The following is a 23,731-nucleotide window of genomic DNA, read 5'->3' on the forward strand; positions in this document are numbered from 1 at the left end:
CGAAACTTCCGAACTGTACCGTTAACGCGCCCCAGTCCGCACGACCCGCACCCTCCGTTCCGACCCGCCGCCCGGCATCACGCGGGGCGCTGGATCATGCAGGTCGCCGACGCATGCGCGACGATCTTGTCGTCCGGCGTCTTCAGCGTGCCCTCGGCCACGCCGAGATTCTTCGACAGATGAATCACGCGCCCTTCCGCGATCAGGTCGGTGTCGCGCGGCACCGGCCGCAGCATCTTCACATGCAGGTCGATCGTCCCGTAGCCGATGCCCGCGTCCAGCATCGTATGCACCGCGCACCCCGTGACGGAATCCAGCACGGTTGCCGCGAAGCCGCCGTGCACGCCGCCGAGCGGATTCAGATGGCGCTCGTCGGCGCGCGCGCTCATCTTCACGTAGCCGACCTCGACGGTCTCGGGGCGCATGGGCATGGTCTGGGAAATCGACGCGAGCGGCACATCTCCCGCAACGGCAGCACGCAGCAATTCAATGCCGGACATCGAAAGCGGATTCATCTGGGCGACTCCTGGAGGTGACATCGACAACGCGATCGTTGCCAGCGAGGTTGTGAGTTCCAAAACAGAACTCATTATTCGTATGCCGCCGAAACCTGTCAACGCGGAAATGCCGTTTCACTCGAATGTCCGTTCTACAATGGAACCCGCAATCCCGCGAACCCTCCTGGCGAGACTTGATCATGAAATGGGATGACGTCGGCTCGATGCCGTGTTCGGTCGCGCGTACGCTGGCGGTGCTCGGTGATCGCTGGACCATGCTGATCCTGCGCAACGCGTTCTGGGGCATGCGGCGCTTCGACGCGTTCCAGGCCCAGCTCGGCGTGACCCGCCACGTCCTCGCGGAACGCCTCGCGCGCCTCGTCGACGAAGGCGTGCTGGTCAAACACGCCTACCAGGAACGGCCGCCGCGCTTCGAATACCGCCTGTCGGACAAGGGACGCGATCTCTATCCGGTCCTGCTTGCACTGACGGCCTGGGGCGACCGCTGGAAGGACGACGGCGCGGGACCGCCGGTCGTGCTCCGGCATCGCAGCTGCGGCCATCTGATCGAGCCGGTGATGGTGTGCTCGGCCTGCGGCGAAGCGCTCGATCCGCGCGCGGTCGAAGCGCTGCCGGGCCCGGGCTGGCCGCGCGAGACGGCCGCCCCGGATGAAGAGCCGGCCGCCGGGGAGCCGGCCGCCGGATGACCGGCCGTGCGTTACGCCTGCACGTTGACACCGCCGGGCGGCGCGCTCTTGGTCATGCGCGCCACCATTTGGGCGATTGCCTGCTGCAGCGCGCCTGCAATCGCCTGCGCCTGTACCGTGAGCGCCTGACGCTCGGTATCGCTGCGCGCCTGCGCGATCTGCTGCTGGATCTGCTGGAGTTGCTGCTGCAGGCGCTTGATGTTCTCCTGCTCCAGGTTGGTCGTCGGATCGCTCGCGCCGCCGGAATCGCCGAGCCCTGCGATCGGACCCGGCCCCTTGCGCGGCGCGGCGGCGCCCTGCACCGGCGCCGCCGCGCCCGTCCCCGTTTGGGCATCGTTGCCGTTCGTGCCCGCGTGGGTCGTCGCGGGATTCGCCGCCGTCAAGTAGCCGGACGAACCGGATGCCCCTGCGACTGGTTGAATCGTCATGTCGTTAACTCCGTATGAATGAGCGCTCTCAGATGCGTGGAACGGCCGGCGCACCGGTTCTGCTTCACGCACGACGACATAACGGCCGGCCGCCGGGCAACTTGAGCGGCCACCGCGCACTTCTTGACCAGCTGACACCGTCATCGATAGGCTGGCGCTTCCGCCACCTCGCGCCGCTCACACCATGATCACCTGCTATCTGCGCTACATCGTCGACCCGGCGAAGCTCGATGAATTCGAGATCTACGGCAAGATGTGGATTCCGCTCGTCGAACAATTCGGCGGACAGCATCACGGTTATTTCATGCCGTCGGAGGGCGCGAACGATGTGGCGCTCGCGCTGTTCTCCTTCCCCAGCCTGGCCGCCTACGAGATCTACCGGGAACAGTCGAAGCACGACCCGGCGTGCATCGCGGCCTTCGACTACGCCGCCAGGACCCGCTGTTTCGAGCGCTACGAGCGCAGCTTCTTCAGGCCCGTGTTCCGCTAGCCGGCCGCGGCCGACAGCGGAAAGCACGGAAACTGGCGCCCCGCGCGCGCACGGCCCGCGCATGGCATGGCCATTGATCGCCATCGGGCCGCCCATCGTGCGGGTCGGACGATACAATTATTCACAAATCAGCCTCGCTACGCGGGAAGCCCCGCGCATATACTCGAAGCGCATCGTCTCCTCGTGCCGATGGGTCTGATGCAAAGAAAGCCCCCTGCTGCTCTCTCGCGGTTCGGGGCTTTCGCATTGGCGGGCGCGCAACTCGCCGGCTCCTCCGAGTTGCGTCGCGACAAGCGGCGAACCAATGGCGATTTTCATCGGCAAGGTTGCGCCGACGCGGCAATCAAGGAAGAGGCAGAGGCGGCCCGCCATCGCACCCTTGCCTCATCAGTTGCTTTCGAGATCCCCCATCGACGGAATCGTCTACGCCTGCCGCGATGGAAGTGCGCGGCGAAACCACCTCGACCGATCGCGACAACGCGCGCCGGACCGACGGTAGCGACAACCCCGTGGATGACGCCCTAGGCCGCGGTCTCGACGCGCAGGCCCGCGGCCTGCCACTCCGGGAACCCGCTCGCGAGCCGGCGCGCGCGCCGGCCCTGCGCGCGCAGGGCGGCGACCGCGTCGGCGGACAGCGTGCAATACGCACCCCGGCAGTACGCGACGATCTCCTGGTCGCGCGGCAATTCCGCGATCCGGCGCGCAAGCGCCTCCAACGGGATATTGATCGCGCCGGGCAGATGACCGAGCGCGTATTCATGCTCCGGACGCACGTCGAGCAGCGTCACGCTGTGCGCGTCGAGCCGGGTCAGCAGTTCCTCGCGCGAGATCGCCTCCAGGCGATCTCGGTGCGCGACGCTATCGGCAACGAATTCGCGCAACGCTGCGCGATTGGACTCCGCAAGCCCGCGCAACGCCGCCAGCACCGGCTCGATGGGCCCCGCCCCGAGCCGGTACAGCACCCGCTTGCCGTCTCGGCGCGCCTGGACCAAGCCCGCGCGGCGCAGCGACTGCAGATGCTGGGATGCATTGGCGACCGACAGCGCCGTCAATTCCGCCAACTGTTCGACCGAACGCTCCCCCTGCGCTGCATGCTCGAGCAGCGCCAGCCGATGCGGATGGCCAAGCGTTTTCGCCAACTCCGCCAGTTCGCCGAAAATCTGGGTCGGGATATCCATGCCTCGCATTGTCACAAAGACGGACGTCAGATTCAATCATTCAATCATTTAATTGAATGATGTGCTAGCATCGATCCCCTCCTATTCATCTCCACCTATGAACGGAAGAGCCTCGATGACACCGCTCCTGGAAATCTTGCTGCACGCGACGCTGATCGGCATCGGCGCGACTGCCGTACTTGACCTGTGGGGCGCGCTGCTGAAGCGCGCGCTGGGAATCGCACCGTTGAATCTGCGGATGGTCGGGCGCTGGATCGGCCATGTCGCTCAAGGGCGCTTTTTCCTTGGCAACGTGGCGGCCGCCGCGTCGATCCGAGGTGAGGCATTGATCGGCTGGGCGATCCATTACCTGAGCGGCATCGTCTTCGCCCTGGCGCTGGTCGCCGTGAGCGGCATGGATTGGCTGCGCGCGCCCACGCTCGTTCCTGCGCTGTCGGTCGGCATCGGCACCATCGTCCTGCCGTTCTTCGTGATGCAGCCGGGCATGGGCGCTGGAATCGCCGCATCCAACACGCCCAAGCCGAATCAGGCGCGCCTGCGCAGCCTGTTGAGCCACACGGTGTTCGGCGTCGGGCTCTATGGCGCGGCCGGATTGCTTGCCCTGTTGCGTACCGCCTGACTCCGCGCGCCCGGCGGCGAAGCGCGTCGCCGGGCATCGTCCACGCAGCGCGGCGGCCATTCCGGGAGGCCCGACGGGGAAATCACGCGCTTGATTTCCCCGGCCCCGCCGGCGGGGCAAGCCAGTCGCGTGTCCCAAACGGCGGGCGCGGCACGCGCGTGCGCCACCAGCGCCACATCACGAGCGCGCAGATCCCGAGCAGAGCCAACACCAGCACACTGCCTTCCGGCCCCGCCGCGCCGCCGCTCAGCAGCGGATAACCGAGCGGATGCGAGGTGAACAGTACGCCCTCGATCATCCGGCCGCTGTCCGCCGCGCCGTACACGAACGATTCGCCCCAGTCCCACGCCGCGTGGAAACCGATCGCCCACCAAAGCGAGCCGGTATACCAGAGCGACAAGCAGAACAGCAGGCCGAACAACATGGCCACGGCAAGCCCGACCGGCGTTTCCCCCGGGCTGAAGCCATGCAATGCGCCAAACAGCACGGACAACAACAGCGCCGCCCACCAGAATCCAAGCCCGCGCGCCAACGTGTATTGCAGATAGCCGCGCAGCAGCATCTCCTCGAACAGCCCGGTCATCGAGAAAATGAACGCCCATTGCAACCCGTGCACGAGCGCCTGCCCGACGTCGGCGGATGGCGCGTCGAGCCGGATCCAGCCGGCCTGAACCTGAACCAGCACGAGCGCCGAGATCGCGACGATACCCGCCAGCGCGCCCCATCCGAAGCGCCGCACGCGGGCTTCGCCGAGCAATCCGTAGAACCGCGGCGAACGACGCTCGAACCGCGCGACACCCCACGTCGCAATGAGTACGGCCGCCACCTGCACGCACTCCATCAGCGCCGCGCCCGCGATCGAAAACCCCGGGTCGCCCGGCATCGGCATCAAGCGGTGCGACGCGAACACGAGCCCGGCCGCCACGGCGGCGAACAGCACGGCAAACGACAAGGCCGCCCACCCCGCGCGCAAGCCGTCGCCGCCGAGGAACACGCGGCGGAAACGGGAACGCGGGGTGGCGGGCTGGAGAGACTCGGCGGATGCCGAAGGACGAACGGTAGGTTTCAAGCGCGCTCCTGGTCGTCATGAGGGAAGCCGCATCGTCTCGCCGATCGCAATCCGGTGCGGGCGCGGGTCATTCTGCCACTGCCGTTCGCCGAACACACCTGTCTCGCCCACGACGAACCGGACGGGCCCGGGCACGCGAAGGCAGCCGCGATCCGGCCGCCCGCCCCGCCGGACTTGCGCGGACGGGGCTGTGCTACGCTTCGCGCAGTCACGAACAAGAACGGGATTCGCGGGCGGCCACACCTGCGCGGCCGCCCGCGCCAATCCAGCACACACACTGAAACGCGGGGAATCACGATGAAACGAGGGCTCTGTGGCGCGCTTGCCGGCGCGGTGCTCCTGTCCGGATGCGCCACCCAGACTTACGACAGCATGAGCCCCGCGCTCGCCTTGATGTCCCAACAGCAAAAATGCTATCTGATCGCCCGGACCACCTCGGCGGCGGCCATCTGGCGCGACGACGGCATTTCCGTGCGCGAAGCGCACGCGCGACTGGATACGGTCATCACCCCGATGCGCGCGCCGGACGACTACAAGGCCAAGCTGCACGAAGGCATCGACGCCACCTACCAAAGCCACGTCACGGCGCAGCAGTTGTTCGCCAACATGAAGAGCGTGTGCCGGGCGGAAAGCGCCCGGGTTCCGGCGGTCAATTAAGCGCCGGACCACGGAAAATACGCGCGTTGGCCGAGGCCGGGGCGCGCTTGCCGTCCGTGCGCGGCCGCCGCGCCAACGCGCATGCGCCGCAACCGGACCATGCCGCGGCCCGGCGCGCGGAACCCGTCCAGCGGCCGCGCCGCGCGGTGTACTCTATACTTGCGTCCTTTTGCTGTCGCGGCGAGTTGCCTCCGCGCCCCGCGCCGGACCGATTCCGGTACGACGCACGCGGTGAGGCCTGAGCCGCCGAGCGTGCGCACGACTCGCCCCAATCGACCCAAGCATGATGAATTCGCAGGAACACCCCACTCGCCCCACGCCCCGGCGTGTCTCGGTCGCGCCGATGATGGACTGGACCGACCGCCATTGCCGCTCGTTTCACCGCGCGATCTCGGGCCATACCTGGCTCTACACGGAAATGGTGACGACGGGCGCGCTGATCCACGGCGACGTCGCGCGCCATCTCGCGTTCACGGCCGACGAAGCACCGGTTGCGCTGCAGCTCGGCGGCAGCGAGCCCGATGATCTCGCCCGCGCGGCCCGTCTCGGCGAGCAATGGGGCTACGACGAAATCAACCTGAATTGCGGCTGTCCGTCGGAACGCGTGCAGCGCGGCGCGTTCGGCGCCTGCCTGATGAACGAGCCCGCGCTGGTCGCGGACTGCGTGAAGGCCATGCGCGATGTCGTGTCGGTCCCGGTGACCGTCAAGCACCGGATCGGCGTCGATGCGGTCGAGGACTACGCGTTCGTACGCGACTTCGTCGGCACGGTGGCCGATGCGGGCTGCGAGGTATTCGTCGTCCACGCGCGCAACGCGATCCTGAAAGGCTTGTCGCCGAAGGAAAACCGCGAGATTCCGCCGCTCAAGTACGACTACGCCTATCAGCTCAAGCGCGACTTCCCGGATCTCGAGATCATCATCAACGGCGGCATCAAGACCCTCGACGAAGTCGCGCTGCACCTGCAGCACGTCGACGGCGTGATGCTCGGCCGCGAGGCCTATCACAACCCCTACGTGCTGGCGGACGTCGATGCGCGCTTCTACGGCGCGACGACCGCCGCGCCGAGCCGGGAGGAAGTGGAAGCGCGCCTGATCGACTATTGCGCAACGGAACTCGCGCGCGGCACCTACCTGGGTGCGATCGTGCGGCATGCCCTCGGCCTGTACCGCGGTGTCGCGGGCGCGCGCGGCTGGCGTCGCGTGCTGTCCGACAACAAGCGTCTGGCCCGCGGCGATCTCGCGATTTTCGACGAGGCGCGGGCCCACCTGACACGCCCCGATGAAATTTTTGAAAAAGGGGCTGTACAAGATTAAATAAGCTTCGTATAATCTCGCTTCTCTGTTGATGAACAAGCAGCGGAGAGGCAGAAAAAGCCAGTGGTGGCTGTAGCTCAGTTGGTAGAGTCCAGGATTGTGATTCCTGTCGTCGTGGGTTCGAGTCCCATCAGCCACCCCAAGAGATTCAAGCAAAAACAGGCACTTAGGTGCCTGTTTTGCATTTCACGATACGAATTTCGGAACGAAGCCCGCTCAACAAATGAACTGCACCCCAAAAGTTGGACACTGCTCCAACCTTTGGGGTGTTTTTCATGACGAAATATGACGAGCCGTTTCGGCCGCAGGTTGCTGGAAGGAAACGTGAGCACCCGAACGCTCGCGGTCCGTCACGGGGTTGGGCGCACGGTCATCCGGCGCTGGGTGGCGAACTATCGGGAGCACGGCATAGCCGGGCTGCGCCGGAAAGTCGGACACTACGACGCGCAATTCAAGTTATCGGTACTGCAACGCATACGGCGCGACGGGCTGTCGTATGGTCATACGCTTCATGACGGCGTGATCATCGGCGTTCATCGTCAACATCGCCATCGCGACCACCTCGGTGCCATCAGCCCCTTTCCATGCGCGCCACACACCGGCGACGCAGTACGGTTGCCAGTCGGCCCACCAGATCCGATACCGGGAGTGCTTGCCCGTCACCCAATTCGGCTCATAGACCCATTTGACAGGGATAAGGCAGCGCTGCCCCGTGCGCCAAGGCGTCCGATATGTTGGCTTCTCACCTACCGTTTCCGCGCGGGCGTTGACTGTCATGAACCGCTTTCGGCAGGCTGAACCTTGGGCATCATCCCGAAGTTCGCGATTACAGCGTCAGCGTCGTCACCTGCAGCACGCACGATCGGCGCGGCGTAGTCCGGCCAAATCTCGTCGTTCCACGGTGAGCGCCAGTGAAGGTCGCGAAAGGCGTCGACCCTTAACTCGCTCATGCCGAAACCCTCGCCCGGCGCGCGGTAGGCCACGCTCGCAGAGTGCGCGCTCTTCGGCGCGCCGTTTCACCAGGCCAGGAAGCATGCGTCCGCCCGAATAGACCCACTGCGGCCGACCCGCGTCCGATCGGTTCATCGCGCAGCACGCGCCTCGCCAGTCGCCAGCGTTGAAACGCCTCACTGCGGCACTGCCGCAGTACTCCGACGTGCCTACGTTGTAGGCGAAGCTCACCGCGGCCGCGAGTTGGTACGTGTGCCCCCTCAGCCCCGGCGTGCACTTCAGCACCGGCTCGGCGTGTGCGATGAGCTGTCGCTCGAGCGACTCGCGACACTCGGCCTCGCTGTACCGCTGGCCGACGACGACGTTCGTCGTGTCACCCATGCACTTCGTCGGGATGCCAACCGGATCGAGGTAGCCGACCAGCTTCGCCCCCTCGAACTTCGGGGACGATGGAAACAAGAAGGGCTGCCGCAGCAGCCCCCCCCTCGTAATGAAAAAGCCGCCCGAGGCGGCAGTGAAACATTTTTGAAAGCGTACGATTGTGTCAAAATACCCGCACTTTCTTTCATTTTTTAAACATATCTTTCGTTGTACGCCACACCGCACCATTGACAGATCGGGAATTTTGTGAAACGCCTCGCCATTTATATGTTCTACGACCCGGACGGCATCGTAGACGACTACATTTCTTACAAGCTCAAATCCTTGGCCGCACATTCTTGCGATCTATTGGTTGTGGTCAATGGAGCTTTAAATGAGGATGGTCGTGAGAAATTGACGCGTATTAAGGCGCAGGTGATTGTGCGCGAAAATAAGGGATTTGATGTCTGGGCTTACCGCGAAGCATTGCTCACCATAGGATGGAGCCGACTGTCCAAATACGACGAAGTCATCCTCTTGAATTACACATTCTATGGCCCTCTGTTTCCTTGGTCCGAAATGTTCGATGCAATGGATGGCCAATCTGTAGATTTCTGGGGTATCAGCGCACACAAAGCGATCGGGAACTCTTTCGCAGATGGCGTTGCGCTTCCTTATCATATCCAGTCGCACTTCATCGCAGTACGTCGAAAGATGTTAAAGACGGCGCATTTCCAGGAGTACTGGGAAGGCATGCCTCAAATCAAGAGCTACAATGACTCTGTGCTACTCCATGAATCGCGTTTCACAAAGCATTTCGCGGACCTGGGATTCTGTCATTCAGTTTACGTAAAAGATGAAGATAGTAGCTCGCCATACCCTATCTTCCATCATGTCGATGAAGCAATCCGGAATAGATGCCCCATTCTGAAACGCCGGATTTTCTTTCACAATCCAGTCTTCATGGACTTGAATGCCATAAATATCAACAAGGCGCTCGATGTTGTTCGTGATATGACGGACTATGATCTATCGTTAATCTGGAAAAACATTACTCGAACGTCTGTTCCTAGGGACCTTTACACAAACACATCTGGCCTACACATTCTTGCTCCGACTCCGTCCCCACAATTTCAGGGGAAGCGAACCGCAGCGTTAATACATGCAGTCGATGCGGAAGGACTCATCGGAAAGGTATCCTACCTCCGGAGCCTTCCCGACGATTGTCTACTTTTCATTTCGGCGCGTTCGGAGACTGCTGCCGAGCAGATTCGTGCCGCCTTAACAGAAAAGTGTGTGACCCAAAAGGCGCAAGTGATCGCACTTCCGGATGATTGCGACGACATGGACGCTATGCTTGTTCAACAGCGGCATGTGTTTGATGATGGCAAGTTTGATTTTGTGTGCAAATTGGTATTTCAATCGACAGATGTCCAAAATCAAAATGTCGATGCATATCGGCAGGAGCACTCTCTAGAGAATCTCGTGAGTTCTCCGGGGCATGTGAATGCGCTTCTTGATCGAATGCAGCGAGCTCCAGACCTAGGTATGCTCATGCCGCCGCTTGCCCACGTTGCTCAGTTCACTTTGGGGCATTCGTGGTGGGGAATGAATATCAACTGCAAATATATTGCCCTGCAGTTGGGAATTCAAATCCCGTTCGACTCGTTCACTCCACTTGCGCCGCTTGGTCGCATGTTCTGGGTCCGGCCTGCCGCATTGAGGAAGCTATTCGCGCGCAGCTGGACAAATGAGAGCCTCAGAGTAACTGCGGGCGAAGCACACAAGACCATGACGGCGCTGCTCGAGCGGATTCTTGCATACTGCGCCCTAGACGCGGGATTCCTAGCGCAGTGCGTAATGACGCAGGACCAAGCCGAATTTAACTATACGAAACTGGAGTACAAGGCTCAGCGGCTCGCCGCACATCTCCCAACCGGAAATATCATTGATCAGATTGAGCAGATGGAGCTTTTCGCCAAGCTTTCGGAGATTCTGCCACCGGGAACCTCGAAGCAAAAGATCGCTTACATCGAGGGGCTTGTGGGGTTGCGTGAAGCGCTGGCAACCGGTGGTGACCTAAATGACGCTAGACCTGTCGGTGAGGAACCTGCACAGTGAACAGTCCAACGTCGGACTGAGTAACCAAAAGAAGTTTGCCGCCCGGCCAGACAAGTTGGAGCAAAGCCAGATAGAAAGTCAACTGGCTCTGGCTGGCGCAGCGAGATCAGATTCATCGCGACACCGCGGATCCACTTCCAGTCGATCGTATGCGAGAACGCCCAATCGCAGAACCGGGGGGCGACTCGACCGCCTGATCGTCACCGCACACCGCGCGATCCTGGCCGCCCGCCCTCTTCATCGCGCGCTTGCTCGCACGGAGGCTCGACGACTCGGTACGCGGCGAGTGGTCGGGATAAAAGACGTCCTCGGACAGGGCGCGACGAGCCTTTTGAGATTTCATGGCGGATATGGACAGGAAATAAAAACTGAAGAATTCCGGTCGCGTATAATCTGGGCACAAAACAAACACGAGACCCCATGAAAATTACAATTTTTTGCGTCGTTCTCACGCTCACCGGATGCGTTGGCGTCAGCGTGATTCCAACAGCCGATGGGGGATACACGGTCGCCCCCGCCGCCACCGGAGGTTTCTGACCGACTGCGGACAGGCTTCGCAGCCCGCGCCCGCGCAAAGCCCGCTCCTCGGCGCACCGTTTCACGGTCAGGCAACACGTGGCCGGCGGCAGCCGGCTGCTGTCAGCTTCGTTCAGCGCGCGCCACGCCAGTCTCCCGCGTAGCCACCTCATCGAAGATTCAAGCAAAAAGCCCAGTCCACGGACTGGGCTTTTTGTTTTCCGGATGCCGATCGCCGCGTTCCCTCCTTCAAGGCCTCGCCCGGCTCATCGCCGCAACCGGCCCGACCTGCGCGCATCCTCCCGCATCAAACCACGCTCGCCCCCAGCAATTCCCGGTCGACCGTCGCGCGCGCCGTCTCGAACACGCGTTCGATCACCCGGCGCTCGCTGAGCAGCAAGCCGTCGACATGCACGAGCCGCCAGTCGATCACCACCGCGTCGCCTTGCAGCACACGGTAATGCGCCTTCTCGCCGACCCACACCTGCTCGGTCTTCACCTCGATCTCATAGCCCTTGTAGGCCTCACCGAAGTCGCCGATATCCGTTCCCCTCGGTTCCATCCCGCCTCCTTCGCCCCGCGCTGCGCGGATCAATCGTATTCCTCGGCCAGATAGGCCTTGCCGTCGTCGGTGATGTCGGCGCGGTCCGGGCCGCTCTGGTAAACAAAGCCGTCATTGAGCAGTTCTTCGAACGCGATGCGGAAACCGGCCGGCAAGGGCCGGCCCGCGCCGAACTGGTCGATCCATTTCAGCGCTTCGATCGCTTCGGGTGTGAGGGTGGGAAACATGGGCCGCCTCCGCCGTCGGTATCATTTCATCCTAGCACTTTCCCCGTGCCGGAAAGAAATGCCGTCGACGGGCGGCCCGACGCCGGTCAAAGGCGTGCGATCGACACCTCGGTCGACTTGACGAGCGCCACCACCTCCGCGCCCACCTTGAGTTCCAGTTCGTCGACCGAACGCGTCGTGATCACCGAGGTGACGATGCCGAACGGCGTATCCACGTCGACCTCGGACACCACCGGCCCGCGGATGATTTCCTTCACCTTGCCCTTGAACTGATTGCGTACGTTGATTGCGGTAATGCTCATCGGGTCATCGCTCCAAAATTCGAGTCATACAACAGTGGGTCACGGACGGTGGCGTCACACCGCCCAGCGAATCCGGGCGACCACGTCGTTCCCGGTCAAATGCGCGGCGCCGGTCTCGACCGGCGCGCGCGCACCGTTCGACAGCACCCGCTGCAACACGCGTGCCTCCAGCGTCGCGAATCCGCTCGACGCGCGCGCGCGCGGCCGTTCGAGCGGCACCGCCTGATCGAGCGCGATCCTGCCCTGCTCGACCAGCAGGATCCGGTCGCCGAGCGCGACCGCCTCCTGCACGTCGTGCGTGACGAGCAGCGCGGTAAAGCGGTGCTCGCGCCACAAGCGTTCGATCAGGCCATGCATTTCGATGCGGGTCAGCGCGTCGAGCGCGCCGAGCGGCTCGTCGAGCAGCAGCAGTTGCGGCCGATGCACGAGCGCGCGGGCCAGTGCGACCCGCTGGCGCTGGCCGCCCGACAGCTGCGCGGGCCAGTCGTTCGCGCGCTCCGCGAGCCCCACTTCGTCGAGCACCGCGCGCGCCGCCTCCTTCGCGCCGCGCCCGAGCCCGAGCATCACGTTCTGCAGCACCGTCTTCCACGGCAAGAGGCGCGCGTCCTGATACATGATCCGCGTATCGAGCGGGCCGCCCGTCTCGCCCTGTTTGACGAGCGCGCCCGCGCTCGGCTGTTCGAGCCCGGCGATCAGGCGCAGCAGCGTGGATTTTCCGCAGCCGCTGCGGCCGACGATCGCGACGAAGCTGCCGCGCTCGATCGACAGATCGACGTCGCTCAGCACCGCGCGCTCGCCATAGCGTTTGCCGACCCGCGTCAAGCGCACCGCCGGATCGGCTGCCGACGGACGTACGCCGCCGCGCCGCGCGAGCGGCAGCACGTGCGCGCCGCCGTCGCGTTCGAGCACGGCCGCCTGCTGCGCGTCGCCGTCGAGGGTGCGCGCTTGCGCGAGTTCGGCCTCGAGATCCGCGCCCGCGATCGGGCCGAACGAAGCCGCAAAGGTCGTGCCGCTCATGTCGATGCTCCTGGTTGATGCGCGGGGTGCCAGCGCAGAGTCACGTGTTCCAGCCAGCGCGCGATCACATCGGCGAGCTTGCCGAGCACCGCGTAGAGCAGGATGCCGACCACCACCACGTCGGTTTGCAGGAATTCACGCGCGTTCATCGTCATGTAGCCGATCCCCGACTGCGCGGAAATGGTCTCGGCGACGATCAGCATCACCCACATCAGCCCGAGCGCGAAGCGCACGCCGACCAGGATCGACGGCAGCGCACCCGGCAGGATCACGTCGCGATACAGCGCGAAACCTCGTACTCCATAGCTCTTCGCCATCTCGACGAGATTCGGATCGACCGAACGGATTCCGTGATAGGTGTTGATGTAGACCGGAAAGAACACGCCCAGCGCGACCAGGAACAGCTTCGCCTTCTCGTCGATCCCGAACCACAGGATCACGAGCGGAATCATCGCGAGCGCCGGGATGTTGCGGATCATCTGGATGGTCGAATCGAGCGCGATCTCCGCGCTCCTCGACAGGCCGGTCGCCAGCCCGAGCGCGAGCCCGACGCCTCCGCCGAGCGCGAAGCCGGCCAGCGCGCGCCAAGTGCTGACCTTGACGTTGGTCCACAGGTCGCCCGACTCGACGAGCGCCCACGCCGCGCGCACCACCGCGAACGGCTCAGGCAGCACGCGGGTCGACAGCGCGCCCGCGCGCGCCGCCAGCTCCCACGCGAGCACCAGCGCGGCCGGCACGAGCCAGGGCGCGATGCTGCGCCAGGCGCGGGCGACGAGCCCAGCGCGATCGACACGGAAAATCGATGCCATGCGCATTCCCTCCCGCTCAGCTCTGGCTTGCCTTGGGCAGATAGCTGTTGCCGACCACCTCGCCGAACGGCCCCGACAGCGGCCCGCCGCGACGCGTGACCTGGTCTTCCTTGATCAGCGGGAACACCAGCTCGGCAAAACGGTACGACTCCTCGAGATGCGGATAGCCCGACAGGATGAACGTTTCGATCCCGAGCGCGGCATATTCGCGCATCCGCGCGGCCACTTGTTCGGGATTGCCGACGAGCGCCGTCCCTGCGCCGCCGCGCACGAGCCCCACCCCCGCCCACAGGTTCGGGTAGATCTCGAGTTCGGCGCGCCCGCCGCGCTTGCCGCCGTGCAGCGCGGCCATGCGGCGCTGCCCTTCCGAATCCATCTTCGCGAACGCCTGCTGCGCGCGCGCGACCGTCTCGTCGTCGAGCCGGCTGATCAGCCGTTCCGCGTCGCGCCACGCCTCGTCCTCGGTTTCGCGCACGATCACGTGCAGGCGGATGCCGAACTTGATCTGGCGGCCACGCTCGGCCGCGCGCGCGCGAATGTCCGCGATTTTCTTCGCGACCGCCTCGGGCGGCTCGCCCCAGGTCAGGTAGGTGTCGATGTGATCGGCCGCGATCGTATGCGCGGCCGGCGACGAACCGCCGAACCACAGCGGCGGATGCGGATGCTGGACCGGCGGATACAGCAGCTTGCCGCCCTTCGACTGCAGATGCCTGCCGTCGTAGTCGATGCTCTCGTTCGTATGCGACGCGCTCAGCAGGTCGCGCCAGATGTGCAGGAATTCGTCGGTGATTTCATAGCGCGTGTCGTGATCGGCGAACAGGCCGTCGCCTTCGAGCTCGGCGGAATCACCGCCCGTCACGACATTGATCAGCAGCCGGCCGCCCGAGAGCCGGTCGAAGGTCGACGCCATGCGCGCCGACAGGCCCGGCGACGCGATGCCCGGCCGGATCGCCACCAGGAACTTGAGACGGCGGGTCGCCGGGATCAGGCTCGATGCGACCACCCACGCGTCCTCGCACGAACGGCCGGTCGGCAGCAGCACGCCTTCGTAGCCGAGCGTATCGGCCGCGACCGCGATCTGCCGGAAATAATCGTAGTCCGCCGCGCGCGCACCTTCCGCGGTGCCGAGATAGCGACTGTCGCCGTGCGTGGGAATAAACCAGAACACATTCATCTGCTGCTCCTGCCTGACTGTTCGTACCGGAAAATACGGGGACGACACGGCGCGCGCGTCATCGGACGCGCGGTCGGACCCGCTTGCGTAAAAGTTGGGAGTCGCTCGCCGGATCGCACCGCGCGACGGGCGAGCTCGCCTGGCGCGGGGGACGGCCTGACCGTCTCTGGGAAATCAGTCTATGGTGCGCGGTATCGTTGAGGAACGATTTTTTTGAGCTTAGTTTTTCCGCTTTCGTGCTTTGCGTGCTGCTGCAGCGAATAAGGGCGCGTGTGCCGCCTATAATGTCGCCCAGACTCCTGACAACCCCGCGCGATCCGTTGCAGACCGCGCGCTTTCGCGGTGTATCCGATGCAGAAAGTAATCCTGCCGTTTCTGTCCGGCTTTCTCGCCGCCCTGTTCTTCCGCGAGGCGACGCTCGCCTTGCTGCACACGGCCGGCCTCATCGAATCGGGCGGTTTCTCGACGCTGCCGTTCGCGCCGCTCGGCATTCCTGAATTCGTCGCCAACGCGATCATGAGCGCAGGCTGGGCCATCCTGATGGCCTGGCTGCTGCGCGTCGCGCCCGAGCGGCGCGCGCCGTGGATTCAGTCGCTCGTGTTCGGCGGCCTGGCGCTCACGGCCGCACGCCTGTTCGTGATCGATCCGCTGCGCGGCATCTGGCCGACCGGCAACATGCTGCCGCCGATCGTGGTCGGCTTCGTCGCGAATGCGATCTGGGGCTGGGGCGCGCTCGTGTTCATGCGCGCGTTCATGTCGGACGACGACGGCGACGACGACGCCTGAACGCCCCGCCGCCGCACGCGGTTCAATCGCGCAGATGGCGCAGCGGATGCGCGTCGGCGGACCACGGGCTGTCGAACATCGCCCGCACCGCGTCGCGGCTCAACGCGTCGATCGACGCGAAGCGCCAGCGCGGCGCATGGTCCTTGTCGACGATCAGCGCGCGCACGCCCTCGATCACGTCGCCGCGCGCAAAGGTCGAACGGGTCAGGTCGAGGTCGCGACGCAGGCATTCGGCCATCGTCGCCCCGCGCGCACGCTCGATCAATTCGAGCGACACGGCCATCGACAGCGGCGAGAGCTGGGTGCGCATCGCATCCGCGGCCTTCTCCCCCCATCCTTCCGGCGCCGCGCAATCCTGTTCCGCGGCGAGCGATGCGAGGATCGCGGCGAGATCGGGCTGCGCGAAATGCCGGTCGATCGCGGCGCGCGCGACAGCCAGCGGCGAGGCGTCGGGCGTCGGCGCAACCCGCTGCGCAGCCGCCGCGGCTGCGACCCGCGCGGTCACCGCCGCCCCGTTCGCGAACGATTCCGCCCGTAGCGCATCGAGCAGCTCGGGCAGCGCGGCGTCCGGCAGGTAGGCGTCGGCCAGGCCCGCATACAGCGCGTCCGCCGCGCCCAGCGCCGCGCCCGTCACGGCGAGGTAGCGCCCGAGCATGCCGGGCGTGCGCGCGAGGAACCAGCTCATCCCGACATCGGGAAAGAGCCCGATGCGCGTCTCCGGCATCGCCATCCGGGTCGAATCCGTCACGACCCGCAGGCCGCCCGTGCGGTGCGCCGCCTGCGCGATCCCCATCCCGCCGCCCATCACGACGCCGTGCATCAGCGCGATATACGGTTTCGGGTAGGTGAAGATCGTGTGGTTCAGCGTGTATTCGTCGATGAAGAACGCATCGACCGCGTCGTGTTCGCCGCGCTGGCAGGCCTCGTGAAAGAAGCGCACGTCGCCGCCCGCGCAGAATGCGCGCGGATGCGGGCTGTGGACCACCACCGCCAGGACCTCGGGATCCTCGCGCCAGGCGTCGAGCGCCGTCTGCATCGCGCGGATCATCGCGTCCGACAGCGCATTGAGCGCCTTCGGACGGTTCAGTTCGAGAAAGCCGATGCGGTTCGCCACGTGGGCGCGCACCTCGGTGAAACCTGCTGCGTCGGAAGCGGAATCGGTCATGGGCGGGAAGGAAACGGAGGGCGGACGCGCGTTCAGTGCGCCTGCATTTTCGAGAACAGGTTGAGCACGACCACGCCGGCGACGATGAGCGCGAGCCCGAGCACCGCCGGCCAGTCTGGAATCTGACGGTACAGCACGATCGCGACGAGCGTGATGAGCACGATGCCCGCGCCCGACCAGATCGCATAGACGATCCCGACCGGCATGCTCTTGAGCGTCAGCGACAGGCAATAGAACGCCGTGCCGTACCCCGCCGCGACGACGAGCGTCGGCCAGAGACGCGTGAAGCCTTCGGAGGCGCGCAGCGCCGAGGTGGCGATCACTTCGGCGACGATCGCGATCGCGAGCCATGCATAGCCGGGCAAGTTCATCGCGTCAGGCCTCCGGCAGCGCCAGCGTGTCGTAGGCATGGCCGAGCTGCGCGCACAGCGCCTCGACCACGAGTGCGTGATCGCGCCGTTGCGGCATGCCCGATACGGTGATCGAGCCGATCACGCCCGCGCCCGCGACGGTCAGCGGGAACGCGCCGCCATACGGCGCGTGATCGGCATTCGCGAGGCCGTGCTTGTCGGCGAGCGTCGCGCCCGCCTGCCGCAAGCGCAGCCCAACCGCATAGGAACTGCAGCGGAAATGCGCGACGACGTTGCTTTTGCGGCGCACCCAGTCGGCGTTGTCGGGCGTCGCGCCGTCGAGCGCCGCATAGAACAGCGGCTGGCCGAAGGTGCGCACGTCGATCGCGACCGCCTGGCCGCGCGCGCTCGCGAGCGCATGCAGTTGCACGCCGAGCGCCCAGGCGCGGCCGGCGTCGAAATGGGGAAACACAAGGGTGCGTTCTTGCGTGACGATCGTTTGCAGGTCGAGCGCGATATCCATGAGGCTTTGAGCGAGAAGCGCGCGAGCCGCGCGATTGAGAAGGCGGAAACTGCCCGATTCTAGCGCAGCGATTTCGCCGCCGAGGCGCAGCGCCCGCCGCGGGCCGCGGTCGTTGCATGAAGTCATTGCATTCGTGCGAACGATCTCTTATAATTTCGTTCTCAGACGCGGGGTGGAGCAGTCTGGCAGCTCGTCGGGCTCATAACCCGAAGGTCACAGGTTCAAATCCTGTCCCCGCAACCAGTTTCATGCGAAAGCCTTGATTTCGATTCGAAATCAAGGCTTTTTGCTTTGGCGCGCGGCATCCGCACGATCGACGCGCTTCGCGCACCCGGCTCGGCCTCGCCCGCCTCTATCCGGCAGCCGATGGACGGGCAACGCGTTTCCGGCGCGCCCGATAGAATGCTGACCAGCTTCGGCATCACCCCCATCTCACCAATCCAGGGCTGGACAGCAGCCTGCGTCACCGTTTTCCGGTGAGCCATCCCCTCGCATCCCAAGTCACGCTGCTTGGAGAAAACTATGTACAGCCAACGCTTGTTCGCCAGTTGGGGCGATATGGATTTCAATGCGCACATGCGCAACACGGCCTACCTCGACAAGGCGGCCGACGTGCGCATGAGGTTCTTCGCCGAACACGACTTCCCGATGAGTGAATTCGTGCGCCAGGGCCTGGGGCCCGTCGTCATGAAGGATGAAATCGAGTACATGCGCGAATTTCACCTGCTCGAGGAGGTGGAGGTCTCGCTCTGCCTGGCCGGCATGTCGGACGACGGCAGCCGCATGTTCATCCGCAATGAATTCTTTCGCGAGGGCAAGCTCGCCGCACGGGTGACCTCGACGGTCGGATGGCTGGATCGGAAGCAGCGCCGCCTGATATGTCCTCCCGGCCCGCTGCTTGCCGCCTTGCAGGCGCTGGACAAGAGCGACGACTTCGCGGTGCTGCCGAGCAGCGCCAATTCGCAGTAAGCGCTTCGACCCGACGAAGCCTAGGCCGCCCGCGGCCCTTCGCTGCGCCCACATCCCGGAGGACATCCGCCGCCGCGCTCGAGCGACGGGCCCCGCCCTCGTCCCGCCCTCGTGCGCGGCTCCACGCCCATGCGCCCGATGATCGCAGCCCGGGCCCGCGTATCGCTTCCCTTCGCGTCTCCGTGCAAATCCCGATCCGCCCCGCACTGTCGGCCGCCATCGCAAAATGATAAGTTCCCGCTGAGACCAGAAGTGGCACGGTGAACGCCGGCCTCGCCGCCGCGCCGCACCTTCGCCTGATCATCCCAATCGACTAACAAACGGGCCCCCGCGTGAAACTCGATGGCTGCTATATCAATCTCGACCGGAGCGCCGAGCGCCGCGACCTGATGGAGGCGCAACTGCGCGAACTGGGCGTCGCCGACCTGATCCGGCGGTTCGCGGCCGTCGACGGCCGCGCGCACGGCCCCTACGAGGGCATCGCCCAGAATGGCGCCTGGGCCTGCCGGCGCTCGCACGAGGCCGCGCTCGGCGCGGCATCCCCGGACAGCGCGACGATCGTGCTCGAGGACGACGTCGAGATCAGCCACCACTTCCCCGCGATCCTGCAACCGGACACGATCGCCCACTTCGCCGCCACCTCGCCCGAAGTCGACATGGCATTCCTCGACTGCTGCATCTACTGGGCGCAGGCGCCGCTGCTGCTCGCGAAGAGCGAGGGCCGCATGACGCAACGCGCAGCGGATGCGCCCGACGACGTCCGCCACCGGCTCGCGACCGTCGACGTGCTCGATGCGCGCGGCATCTACGCGTATTGCGCGGCGGCCTATGTCGTGACGCCGAAGGGCAAGCGCACGCTGGCGCGCCTGTTCGAAGCCGCTGCGGCCGATCCGGCCACGCCGATCGACACGCTGTACAACCGCTGGATCCACACCGGCGCGCTGGACGCGCGGATCTTCGTGCCGTTCCTCGCGACGCCGCGGCTCACGCTCGCGTCGACGATCGGCTGCGAGGACGGCGATCTGCCCGTGATCGATCCGGACGAACGTTTCTGGGCCGGCGTATTCCGGCGCCTCGTATTCGCCGGCAATCCGGCGTTCGATCTCGCGCAACTCGAGACCCACCTGAACCCCGCGCGCGCATCACGCGAATACCTGCTCGGGATGCGCGTCTATGAACACTTCCGCACGCTGACCTGAGGCGCGCGACGGCGGCGCGCCGGGCCGGGGCATGCAAGAATGCCCCGGCCCGGTGATACACTCGCGTCACTGTCCAGCCTCCCCGACCTATGAAATTCTGCTCCGTCTGCGGCCACGAAGTCATTGCGCGCATCCCGTCCGGCGACAACCGCGAGCGCTTCGTGTGCGACCAATGCGGCACGATTCACTACCAGAATCCGCGCAACGTGGTCGGCACGATCCCCGTCTGGGGCGATCAGGTGCTGCTGTGCCGGCGCGCGATCGAGCCGCGCTACGGCTATTGGACGCTGCCGGCTGGCTTCATGGAGATGGGCGAGACCACCGCCGAGGCGGCCGCGCGCGAGACGCTCGAGGAAGCCGGGGCGCGCGTCGAGGTGCAAAGCCTGTTCTCGCTCCTGAACGTGCCGCACGTGCATCAGGTCCACCTGTTCTATCTCGCGCGCCTCACCGATCCGTCCTACGCGGCCGGCGAGGAAAGCCTCGAGGTGCGGCTGTTCGACGAGGCCGACATTCCCTGGGACGAGCTGGCCTTCCCGACCGTCAGCCAGACCCTGCGCTTCTTCTTCGCCGACCGCGAGGCAGGCGACTACGGCGTGCACACAGGCGACATCTTCCGTTCGCTGCGCAACGGCTGAGCGCGGGCCGGCATGGTTCCCTGGCTCGGCCCCGACGATCCGTTTCCGCCCATCGAGCGCGCGCTCGGCGCAACGAGCGGCGCGCCGGGCCTGCTCGCCGCGAGCGCCGACCTGCTGCCCTCGCGGCTCATCGACGCGTATCACCGCGGCATCTTCCCGTGGTATTCGGACGGCCAGCCGGTGCTGTGGTGGAGCCCCGACCCGCGCATGATCCTCGCGCCGCGCGAATTCAAGATCTCCCCGTCCTTCAGGAAAACCCTCAAACGCGTGCTGCGCGAACCGCGCTGGGAGGTGCGGGTCGATCATGATTTCGCCGGCGTGATGCGCGCGTGCGCGCAAGCGCCGCGCGCCGGACAGCGCGGCACCTGGATCACGGCGGAGATCATCGACGCGTACGCGTCGCTGCATCGCACGGGCCACGCGCACAGCATCGAGACCTGGCTCGACGGCGAGCGCGTCGGCGGGCTGTACGGCGTGTCGTTCGGCAGGATGTTCTTCGGCGAATCGATGTTCGCCAACGTCAGCGATGCGTCGAAAATCGCACTCGCCACGCTCGTCGCGCACCTGCGCGAACACGGGGTGGAAATGATTGATTGCCAGCAGAATACGTCGCATCTGGCGTCGCTGGGCGGACGGGAAATCGCGCGCAAGGCCTTCGTCGCCCAGGTGCGCCGCGCGGTTGCCGAACCGGCGATCCCCTGGCGGTTCGACAAGGCCGCCCTTGCCGTCCTGGTCGGCCATGCCGCACCGGCGGCAGCGGGCAACACCGAGCGCTAGTGCGGCACATCGTCCACGCATCGAGAGCTGCCTGTGACTGATCTCACTGAGTTGCCGCATTCACGCGGCAGTTCTATCAAGGCCGCTTCCACGAGACCGATCTGACTCCGTTATTGCCGCCAATATTGTGGTCGATTCGAAAGGAAATGGCCGCGACAAGCGCGGCGAGCGCCGCTCGTCCCCAATTCACCGCAATACAAAAATGTGTAGCAATCCGATGACAAATACTGTGGCGATTGCGGCATAGAAAGCCACTTTCGTCCGCAGGAAATCGAGCTTGCCAGACTTCCGTTCGTATTCGTTATCCAGGTTCCAGAAATCAGCCGCCGAATCGGGGCGATAGGAGAGATTCAGGACGACGATCGCGCCAGCCGCAACGAACAGAACCAACGTCAGGACCGTAACGACCATTGATATTCCCTCACTTGGAGGTCCACCGATAGAACTCATCCCGCTCATCTTGATACACGTCGCTGGCCATCTCGCCGCCAATAGCGCCCGCGCTCGTGCCGATGTATGCGAGTATCGCGGCGCAGACCGGTTCAGCGGGCCCGCACAGGAACGAGGCGAACAGACCTGCAATGCCGCCGCCGGGCATCGAGCCCGCAGATACTGCTCTGCCGTGCAGCCTCCTTCACTTTCTTGTCCGCGTGGATGATGGCACCCACCGCAAACAGGGAGGTGACGAGCATGGCAACTTTTGCCATGACCCGCATCCTGCGAATGGCTGCGTTGACGTCATCGTTCGGACGCCCCGCCGCCTCGATGACCACGTAGTAAACCTTGTTTCGTTCCCGCTCCGTCAGTGCTGAAAACGGTTGATTGAATTCTCGCCGGGCGTACTTGTCCAGATAGTAGTCAAAGCCTCTCGACTTGAGCTTTATCTTCTCGGCACTGGCAACGCCGATAGCACTGGTATATCGCCGATACTCGACAAAGAGCTTGTCTCGCAGCTGGTTAATATAAATCGCGCCGTCCTTGACCGTGATGTGTCCGTGACCGGCCTGCTTCATAGCTGCAACAGAACGTCTTCACGCTAATGTGCGCCACTCTCGGTGCCCGCCCGTCACGACCGGACAAGAATTTCCCCCCTTATTCCCGCTTGGCCGAGCCCGCTCGATGAACCTACAGTCAGGCCTAGACATGATGCATTTAGCCCCGTTTTTATGTTAATTTCGTCGTAGCCAGTTTCGTAGTCGTCCGACCAGGAGGCTCGTCGGACCCAGCCACACAAACTGATGATTGATAAAGGTTTTTGATGGCAATCGTTGATAGACTGCCAGCAGAATATGTCGCATCTGGCGTCGTTGGGCGGCCGGGAAATCGCGCGCAGGGCGTTCGTCGCCCAGGTGCGCCGCGCGGTCGCCGAACCGGCGATCCCCCGGCGGTTCGACAAGACCGCCCTTGCCGTCCTGGTCGGCCGCGCCGGCCCAACGGCAGCGGGCCACACCGAGCGCTAGCGCGGCACACCGTCCACGCATCGAGAGCTGCCCATGACTCACCCCACTGAGCTGCCGCTTTCACCGCTATCCGCGTTGCAGTTCTACGCAACGGCGCCGTACCCGTGCAGCTACCTGGACGGCCGCGTCGCGCGCTCGCAAGTCGCCACGCCCAGCCACCTGATCAACTCCGACATCTACACCGAGCTGGTGAAGGCCGGCTTCCGGCGTTCCGGCGTATTCACCTACCGCCCCTATTGCGACGGCTGCCGCGCCTGCATTCCGGTGCGCGTGCCCGTCGACGCCTTCACGCCCGGCCGGACCCAGCGCCGCATGTGGAAGCGCCATCGCGGGCTGGTCGCGACCGTCTCGCCGCTGCACTACGACGAAGAACACTACGCGCTCTACATGCGCTACCAATCGGCCCGCCACGCGGGCGGCGGCATGGACCGCGACAGCCGCGACCAGTACGAGCAGTTCCTGCTGCAAAGCCGGATCAATTCGCGCCTCGTCGAGTTCCGCGACCTCGAATCGCCGGGCGGCGAGCCGGGCACGCTGCGGATGGTCAGCATGATCGACATCCTCGGCGACGGCCTGTCGTCGGTCTACACGTTCTTCGAGCCGGACGACGGGCACACCAGCTACGGCACCTACAACATCCTGTGGCAAATCGAACAGGCGAAAAGCCTGCGACTGCCTTACGTGTATCTCGGCTACTGGATCCGCGAAAGCCCGAAGATGGCCTACAAGGCCAATTTCCGGCCGCTCGAAGGGCTCGTCGAGGGACGCTGGCGCGTGCTGGATCCGGCCCGCATCGACCTGCCGCCCGTCGACGCCGCGCTCGTGCGCGCGCCGCTGCCGGGCGGGCACTCCGGCACGCCCTGAGCCG

General features: G+C 64.9%; 31 protein-coding genes, 2 tRNA genes and 3 pseudogenes. 17 read left to right on the forward strand and 19 right to left on the reverse strand.

Going from position 1 to position 23,731, the window contains the following annotated elements; translation table 11 throughout:
- Positions 1 to 77: 77 nt before the first annotated feature.
- Complete coding sequence (locus tag Bsp3421_RS21995; protein ID WP_274003411.1) at positions 78 to 515, reverse strand: PaaI family thioesterase; 438 nt, start codon at positions 513 to 515, stop codon at positions 78 to 80.
- Between Bsp3421_RS21995 and Bsp3421_RS22000 the strand changes: the two genes are divergently transcribed.
- Both Bsp3421_RS22000 and Bsp3421_RS22005 read left to right on the forward strand, forming a co-directional pair.
- Positions 430 to 711, forward strand: a complete 282-nt coding sequence (locus Bsp3421_RS22000) for a hypothetical protein (protein WP_274004462.1) — start codon at positions 430 to 432, stop codon at positions 709 to 711. The genes Bsp3421_RS21995 and Bsp3421_RS22000 overlap by 86 nt on opposite strands.
- Positions 698 to 1,204: a winged helix-turn-helix transcriptional regulator gene (locus Bsp3421_RS22005; RefSeq protein ID WP_274003414.1), complete on the forward strand. Its 507-nt coding sequence runs from the start codon at positions 698 to 700 to the stop codon at positions 1,202 to 1,204. The genes Bsp3421_RS22000 and Bsp3421_RS22005 overlap by 14 nt, the downstream gene beginning before the upstream one ends.
- A gap of 11 nt (positions 1,205 to 1,215) precedes the next feature.
- On the opposite strand, the gene Bsp3421_RS22010 is transcribed toward Bsp3421_RS22005, so the two are convergent.
- The gene (locus Bsp3421_RS22010) at positions 1,216 to 1,632 is read right to left on the reverse strand and encodes a hypothetical protein (protein ID WP_274003417.1); all 417 of its coding nucleotides are present in this window, start codon (positions 1,630 to 1,632) and stop codon (positions 1,216 to 1,218) included.
- 184 nt (positions 1,633 to 1,816) lie between these two features.
- On the opposite strand from Bsp3421_RS22010, the gene Bsp3421_RS22015 reads away from it, so the two are divergent.
- Complete coding sequence (locus Bsp3421_RS22015) at positions 1,817 to 2,122, forward strand: NIPSNAP family protein (protein WP_274003419.1); 306 nt, start codon at positions 1,817 to 1,819, stop codon at positions 2,120 to 2,122.
- 521 nt (positions 2,123 to 2,643) lie between these two features.
- On the opposite strand, the gene Bsp3421_RS22020 is transcribed toward Bsp3421_RS22015, so the two are convergent.
- Entirely contained in the window at positions 2,644 to 3,309 is a 666-nt protein-coding gene (locus Bsp3421_RS22020) for an ArsR/SmtB family transcription factor (RefSeq protein ID WP_443111595.1), read from the reverse strand.
- 106 nt (positions 3,310 to 3,415) lie between these two features.
- On the opposite strand from Bsp3421_RS22020, the gene Bsp3421_RS22025 reads away from it, so the two are divergent.
- Positions 3,416 to 3,919: a DUF2938 domain-containing protein gene (locus tag Bsp3421_RS22025; RefSeq protein WP_274003422.1), complete on the forward strand. Its 504-nt coding sequence runs from the start codon at positions 3,416 to 3,418 to the stop codon at positions 3,917 to 3,919.
- An 82-nt stretch (positions 3,920 to 4,001) separates the two neighbouring features.
- On the opposite strand, the gene Bsp3421_RS22030 is transcribed toward Bsp3421_RS22025, so the two are convergent.
- On the reverse strand, positions 4,002 to 4,988 hold the full coding sequence (locus Bsp3421_RS22030) for a CPBP family intramembrane glutamic endopeptidase (RefSeq protein ID WP_274003424.1): 987 nt from the start codon (positions 4,986 to 4,988) through the stop codon (positions 4,002 to 4,004).
- A 297-nt stretch (positions 4,989 to 5,285) separates the two neighbouring features.
- Between Bsp3421_RS22030 and Bsp3421_RS22035 the strand changes: the two genes are divergently transcribed.
- The 4 genes and pseudogenes from Bsp3421_RS22035 to Bsp3421_RS22050 form a co-directional block, all read left to right on the forward strand.
- Positions 5,286 to 5,645 (forward strand): hypothetical protein, encoded by a 360-nt coding sequence (locus Bsp3421_RS22035; RefSeq protein WP_274003426.1) that lies wholly within the window; start codon positions 5,286 to 5,288, stop codon positions 5,643 to 5,645.
- Positions 5,646 to 5,931: 286 nt separating this feature from the next.
- On the forward strand, positions 5,932 to 6,960 hold the full coding sequence (dusA, locus tag Bsp3421_RS22040; RefSeq protein ID WP_274004315.1) for a tRNA dihydrouridine(20/20a) synthase DusA: 1,029 nt from the start codon (positions 5,932 to 5,934) through the stop codon (positions 6,958 to 6,960).
- Positions 6,961 to 7,026: 66 nt separating this feature from the next.
- A tRNA-His gene (locus Bsp3421_RS22045) sits at positions 7,027 to 7,102 on the forward strand.
- A gap of 133 nt (positions 7,103 to 7,235) precedes the next feature.
- Positions 7,236 to 7,462: pseudogene (locus tag Bsp3421_RS22050) on the forward strand (helix-turn-helix domain-containing protein); the annotation flags it as partial.
- On the opposite strand, the gene Bsp3421_RS22055 reads toward Bsp3421_RS22050, so the two are convergent.
- The 3 genes and pseudogenes from Bsp3421_RS22055 to Bsp3421_RS22065 all read right to left on the reverse strand — a co-directional run.
- Positions 7,417 to 7,737, reverse strand: coding sequence for an SOS response-associated peptidase family protein (locus Bsp3421_RS22055; protein ID WP_274003427.1), 321 nt, complete (start codon positions 7,735 to 7,737; stop codon positions 7,417 to 7,419). The pseudogene Bsp3421_RS22050 and the gene Bsp3421_RS22055 overlap by 46 nt on opposite strands.
- Entirely contained in the window at positions 7,734 to 7,943 is a 210-nt protein-coding gene (locus tag Bsp3421_RS22060; protein WP_274004463.1) for a hypothetical protein, read from the reverse strand. The genes Bsp3421_RS22055 and Bsp3421_RS22060 overlap by 4 nt, the downstream gene beginning before the upstream one ends.
- A pseudogene (locus Bsp3421_RS22065) lies at positions 7,936 to 8,434 on the reverse strand (lysozyme); the annotation flags it as partial. The pseudogene Bsp3421_RS22065 and the gene Bsp3421_RS22060, both read right to left, overlap by 8 nt.
- A gap of 104 nt (positions 8,435 to 8,538) precedes the next feature.
- Here Bsp3421_RS22065 and Bsp3421_RS22070 point away from each other — a divergent pair.
- Entirely contained in the window at positions 8,539 to 10,392 is a 1,854-nt protein-coding gene (locus tag Bsp3421_RS22070) for a rhamnan synthesis F family protein (protein WP_274003428.1), read from the forward strand.
- Between the two features lie 823 nt (positions 10,393 to 11,215).
- Here Bsp3421_RS22070 and Bsp3421_RS22075 read toward each other — a convergent pair.
- The 6 genes from Bsp3421_RS22075 to ssuD all read right to left on the reverse strand — a co-directional run bounded on the left by Bsp3421_RS22075 (position 11,216) and on the right by ssuD (position 14,999).
- The gene (locus Bsp3421_RS22075; RefSeq protein ID WP_274003430.1) at positions 11,216 to 11,470 is read right to left on the reverse strand and encodes a hypothetical protein; all 255 of its coding nucleotides are present in this window, start codon (positions 11,468 to 11,470) and stop codon (positions 11,216 to 11,218) included.
- Between the two features lie 29 nt (positions 11,471 to 11,499).
- A complete protein-coding gene (locus Bsp3421_RS22080; RefSeq protein ID WP_252986521.1) occupies positions 11,500 to 11,697 on the reverse strand; it encodes a hypothetical protein in 198 nt (65 codons plus the stop codon).
- An 86-nt stretch (positions 11,698 to 11,783) separates the two neighbouring features.
- On the reverse strand, positions 11,784 to 11,999 hold the full coding sequence (locus Bsp3421_RS22085) for a TOBE domain-containing protein (protein WP_252986520.1): 216 nt from the start codon (positions 11,997 to 11,999) through the stop codon (positions 11,784 to 11,786).
- Positions 12,000 to 12,053: 54 nt separating this feature from the next.
- Positions 12,054 to 13,016: an ATP-binding cassette domain-containing protein gene (locus Bsp3421_RS22090; RefSeq protein ID WP_274003433.1), complete on the reverse strand. Its 963-nt coding sequence runs from the start codon at positions 13,014 to 13,016 to the stop codon at positions 12,054 to 12,056.
- Positions 13,013 to 13,825: an aliphatic sulfonate ABC transporter permease SsuC gene (ssuC, locus tag Bsp3421_RS22095; RefSeq protein WP_274003435.1), complete on the reverse strand. Its 813-nt coding sequence runs from the start codon at positions 13,823 to 13,825 to the stop codon at positions 13,013 to 13,015. Before ssuC ends, Bsp3421_RS22090 begins: the two co-directional genes overlap by 4 nt.
- A gap of 16 nt (positions 13,826 to 13,841) precedes the next feature.
- Positions 13,842 to 14,999: an FMNH2-dependent alkanesulfonate monooxygenase gene (gene ssuD / locus Bsp3421_RS22100; RefSeq protein ID WP_274003437.1), complete on the reverse strand. Its 1,158-nt coding sequence runs from the start codon at positions 14,997 to 14,999 to the stop codon at positions 13,842 to 13,844.
- A 351-nt stretch (positions 15,000 to 15,350) separates the two neighbouring features.
- On the opposite strand from ssuD, the gene Bsp3421_RS22105 reads away from it, so the two are divergent.
- Complete coding sequence (locus Bsp3421_RS22105) at positions 15,351 to 15,785, forward strand: hypothetical protein (protein ID WP_274003439.1); 435 nt, start codon at positions 15,351 to 15,353, stop codon at positions 15,783 to 15,785.
- A gap of 22 nt (positions 15,786 to 15,807) precedes the next feature.
- Here the strand turns inward: Bsp3421_RS22105 and Bsp3421_RS22110 are convergent, their stop codons facing one another.
- Genes Bsp3421_RS22110 through Bsp3421_RS22120 form a run of 3 tightly spaced genes read right to left on the reverse strand, consistent with a single transcriptional unit; the run spans position 15,808 to position 17,823 of the window.
- Positions 15,808 to 16,950: an enoyl-CoA hydratase/isomerase family protein gene (locus tag Bsp3421_RS22110; RefSeq protein WP_274003440.1), complete on the reverse strand. Its 1,143-nt coding sequence runs from the start codon at positions 16,948 to 16,950 to the stop codon at positions 15,808 to 15,810.
- 32 nt (positions 16,951 to 16,982) lie between these two features.
- On the reverse strand, positions 16,983 to 17,315 hold the full coding sequence (locus Bsp3421_RS22115; protein WP_443111596.1) for a DMT family transporter: 333 nt from the start codon (positions 17,313 to 17,315) through the stop codon (positions 16,983 to 16,985).
- A 10-nt stretch (positions 17,316 to 17,325) separates the two neighbouring features.
- The gene (locus tag Bsp3421_RS22120; RefSeq protein ID WP_274003443.1) at positions 17,326 to 17,823 is read right to left on the reverse strand and encodes a heme-degrading domain-containing protein; all 498 of its coding nucleotides are present in this window, start codon (positions 17,821 to 17,823) and stop codon (positions 17,326 to 17,328) included.
- A gap of 166 nt (positions 17,824 to 17,989) precedes the next feature.
- On the opposite strand from Bsp3421_RS22120, the gene Bsp3421_RS22125 reads away from it, so the two are divergent.
- Positions 17,990 to 18,066: transfer RNA gene (locus Bsp3421_RS22125), tRNA-Met, on the forward strand.
- Here the strand turns inward: Bsp3421_RS22125 and Bsp3421_RS22130 are convergent.
- Positions 18,045 to 18,308, reverse strand: a complete 264-nt coding sequence (locus Bsp3421_RS22130) for a hypothetical protein (RefSeq protein ID WP_274003446.1) — start codon at positions 18,306 to 18,308, stop codon at positions 18,045 to 18,047. The genes Bsp3421_RS22125 and Bsp3421_RS22130 overlap by 22 nt on opposite strands.
- Before the next feature lie 37 nt (positions 18,309 to 18,345).
- On the opposite strand from Bsp3421_RS22130, the gene Bsp3421_RS22135 reads away from it, so the two are divergent.
- The 4 genes from Bsp3421_RS22135 (at position 18,346) to aat (ending at position 21,403) form a co-directional block, all read left to right on the forward strand.
- On the forward strand, positions 18,346 to 18,792 hold the full coding sequence (locus Bsp3421_RS22135) for an acyl-CoA thioesterase (RefSeq protein WP_274003448.1): 447 nt from the start codon (positions 18,346 to 18,348) through the stop codon (positions 18,790 to 18,792).
- Positions 18,793 to 19,124: 332 nt separating this feature from the next.
- Positions 19,125 to 19,991 carry a glycosyltransferase family 25 protein gene (locus Bsp3421_RS22140; RefSeq protein ID WP_274003450.1) on the forward strand — a complete coding sequence of 289 codons (867 nt, stop codon included), beginning with the start codon at positions 19,125 to 19,127 and terminating at the stop codon, positions 19,989 to 19,991.
- 89 nt (positions 19,992 to 20,080) lie between these two features.
- Positions 20,081 to 20,626, forward strand: a complete 546-nt coding sequence (locus Bsp3421_RS22145) for an NUDIX hydrolase (protein ID WP_274003452.1) — start codon at positions 20,081 to 20,083, stop codon at positions 20,624 to 20,626.
- Positions 20,627 to 20,638: 12 nt separating this feature from the next.
- Positions 20,639 to 21,403, forward strand: a complete 765-nt coding sequence (aat, locus tag Bsp3421_RS22150; protein ID WP_274003453.1) for a leucyl/phenylalanyl-tRNA--protein transferase — start codon at positions 20,639 to 20,641, stop codon at positions 21,401 to 21,403.
- Between the two features lie 186 nt (positions 21,404 to 21,589).
- On the opposite strand, the gene Bsp3421_RS22155 is transcribed toward aat, so the two are convergent.
- Both Bsp3421_RS22155 and Bsp3421_RS22160 read right to left on the reverse strand, forming a co-directional pair.
- A complete protein-coding gene (locus tag Bsp3421_RS22155; protein WP_274003454.1) occupies positions 21,590 to 21,814 on the reverse strand; it encodes a hypothetical protein in 225 nt (74 codons plus the stop codon).
- A gap of 131 nt (positions 21,815 to 21,945) precedes the next feature.
- The gene (locus tag Bsp3421_RS22160; protein WP_274003455.1) at positions 21,946 to 22,416 is read right to left on the reverse strand and encodes a hypothetical protein; all 471 of its coding nucleotides are present in this window, start codon (positions 22,414 to 22,416) and stop codon (positions 21,946 to 21,948) included.
- Positions 22,417 to 22,671: 255 nt separating this feature from the next.
- On the opposite strand from Bsp3421_RS22160, the pseudogene Bsp3421_RS22165 reads away from it, so the two are divergent.
- Both Bsp3421_RS22165 and Bsp3421_RS22170 read left to right on the forward strand, forming a co-directional pair.
- A pseudogene (locus Bsp3421_RS22165) lies at positions 22,672 to 22,863 on the forward strand (leucyl/phenylalanyl-tRNA--protein transferase); the annotation flags it as partial.
- A 33-nt stretch (positions 22,864 to 22,896) separates the two neighbouring features.
- Positions 22,897 to 23,727: an arginyltransferase gene (locus Bsp3421_RS22170; protein ID WP_274003456.1), complete on the forward strand. Its 831-nt coding sequence runs from the start codon at positions 22,897 to 22,899 to the stop codon at positions 23,725 to 23,727.
- The last annotated feature ends 4 nt before the right edge of the window (positions 23,728 to 23,731 follow it).

The sequence above is a fragment of the Burkholderia sp. FERM BP-3421 genome, from assembly GCF_028657905.1.
GTDB lineage: Bacteria > Pseudomonadota > Gammaproteobacteria > Burkholderiales > Burkholderiaceae > Burkholderia.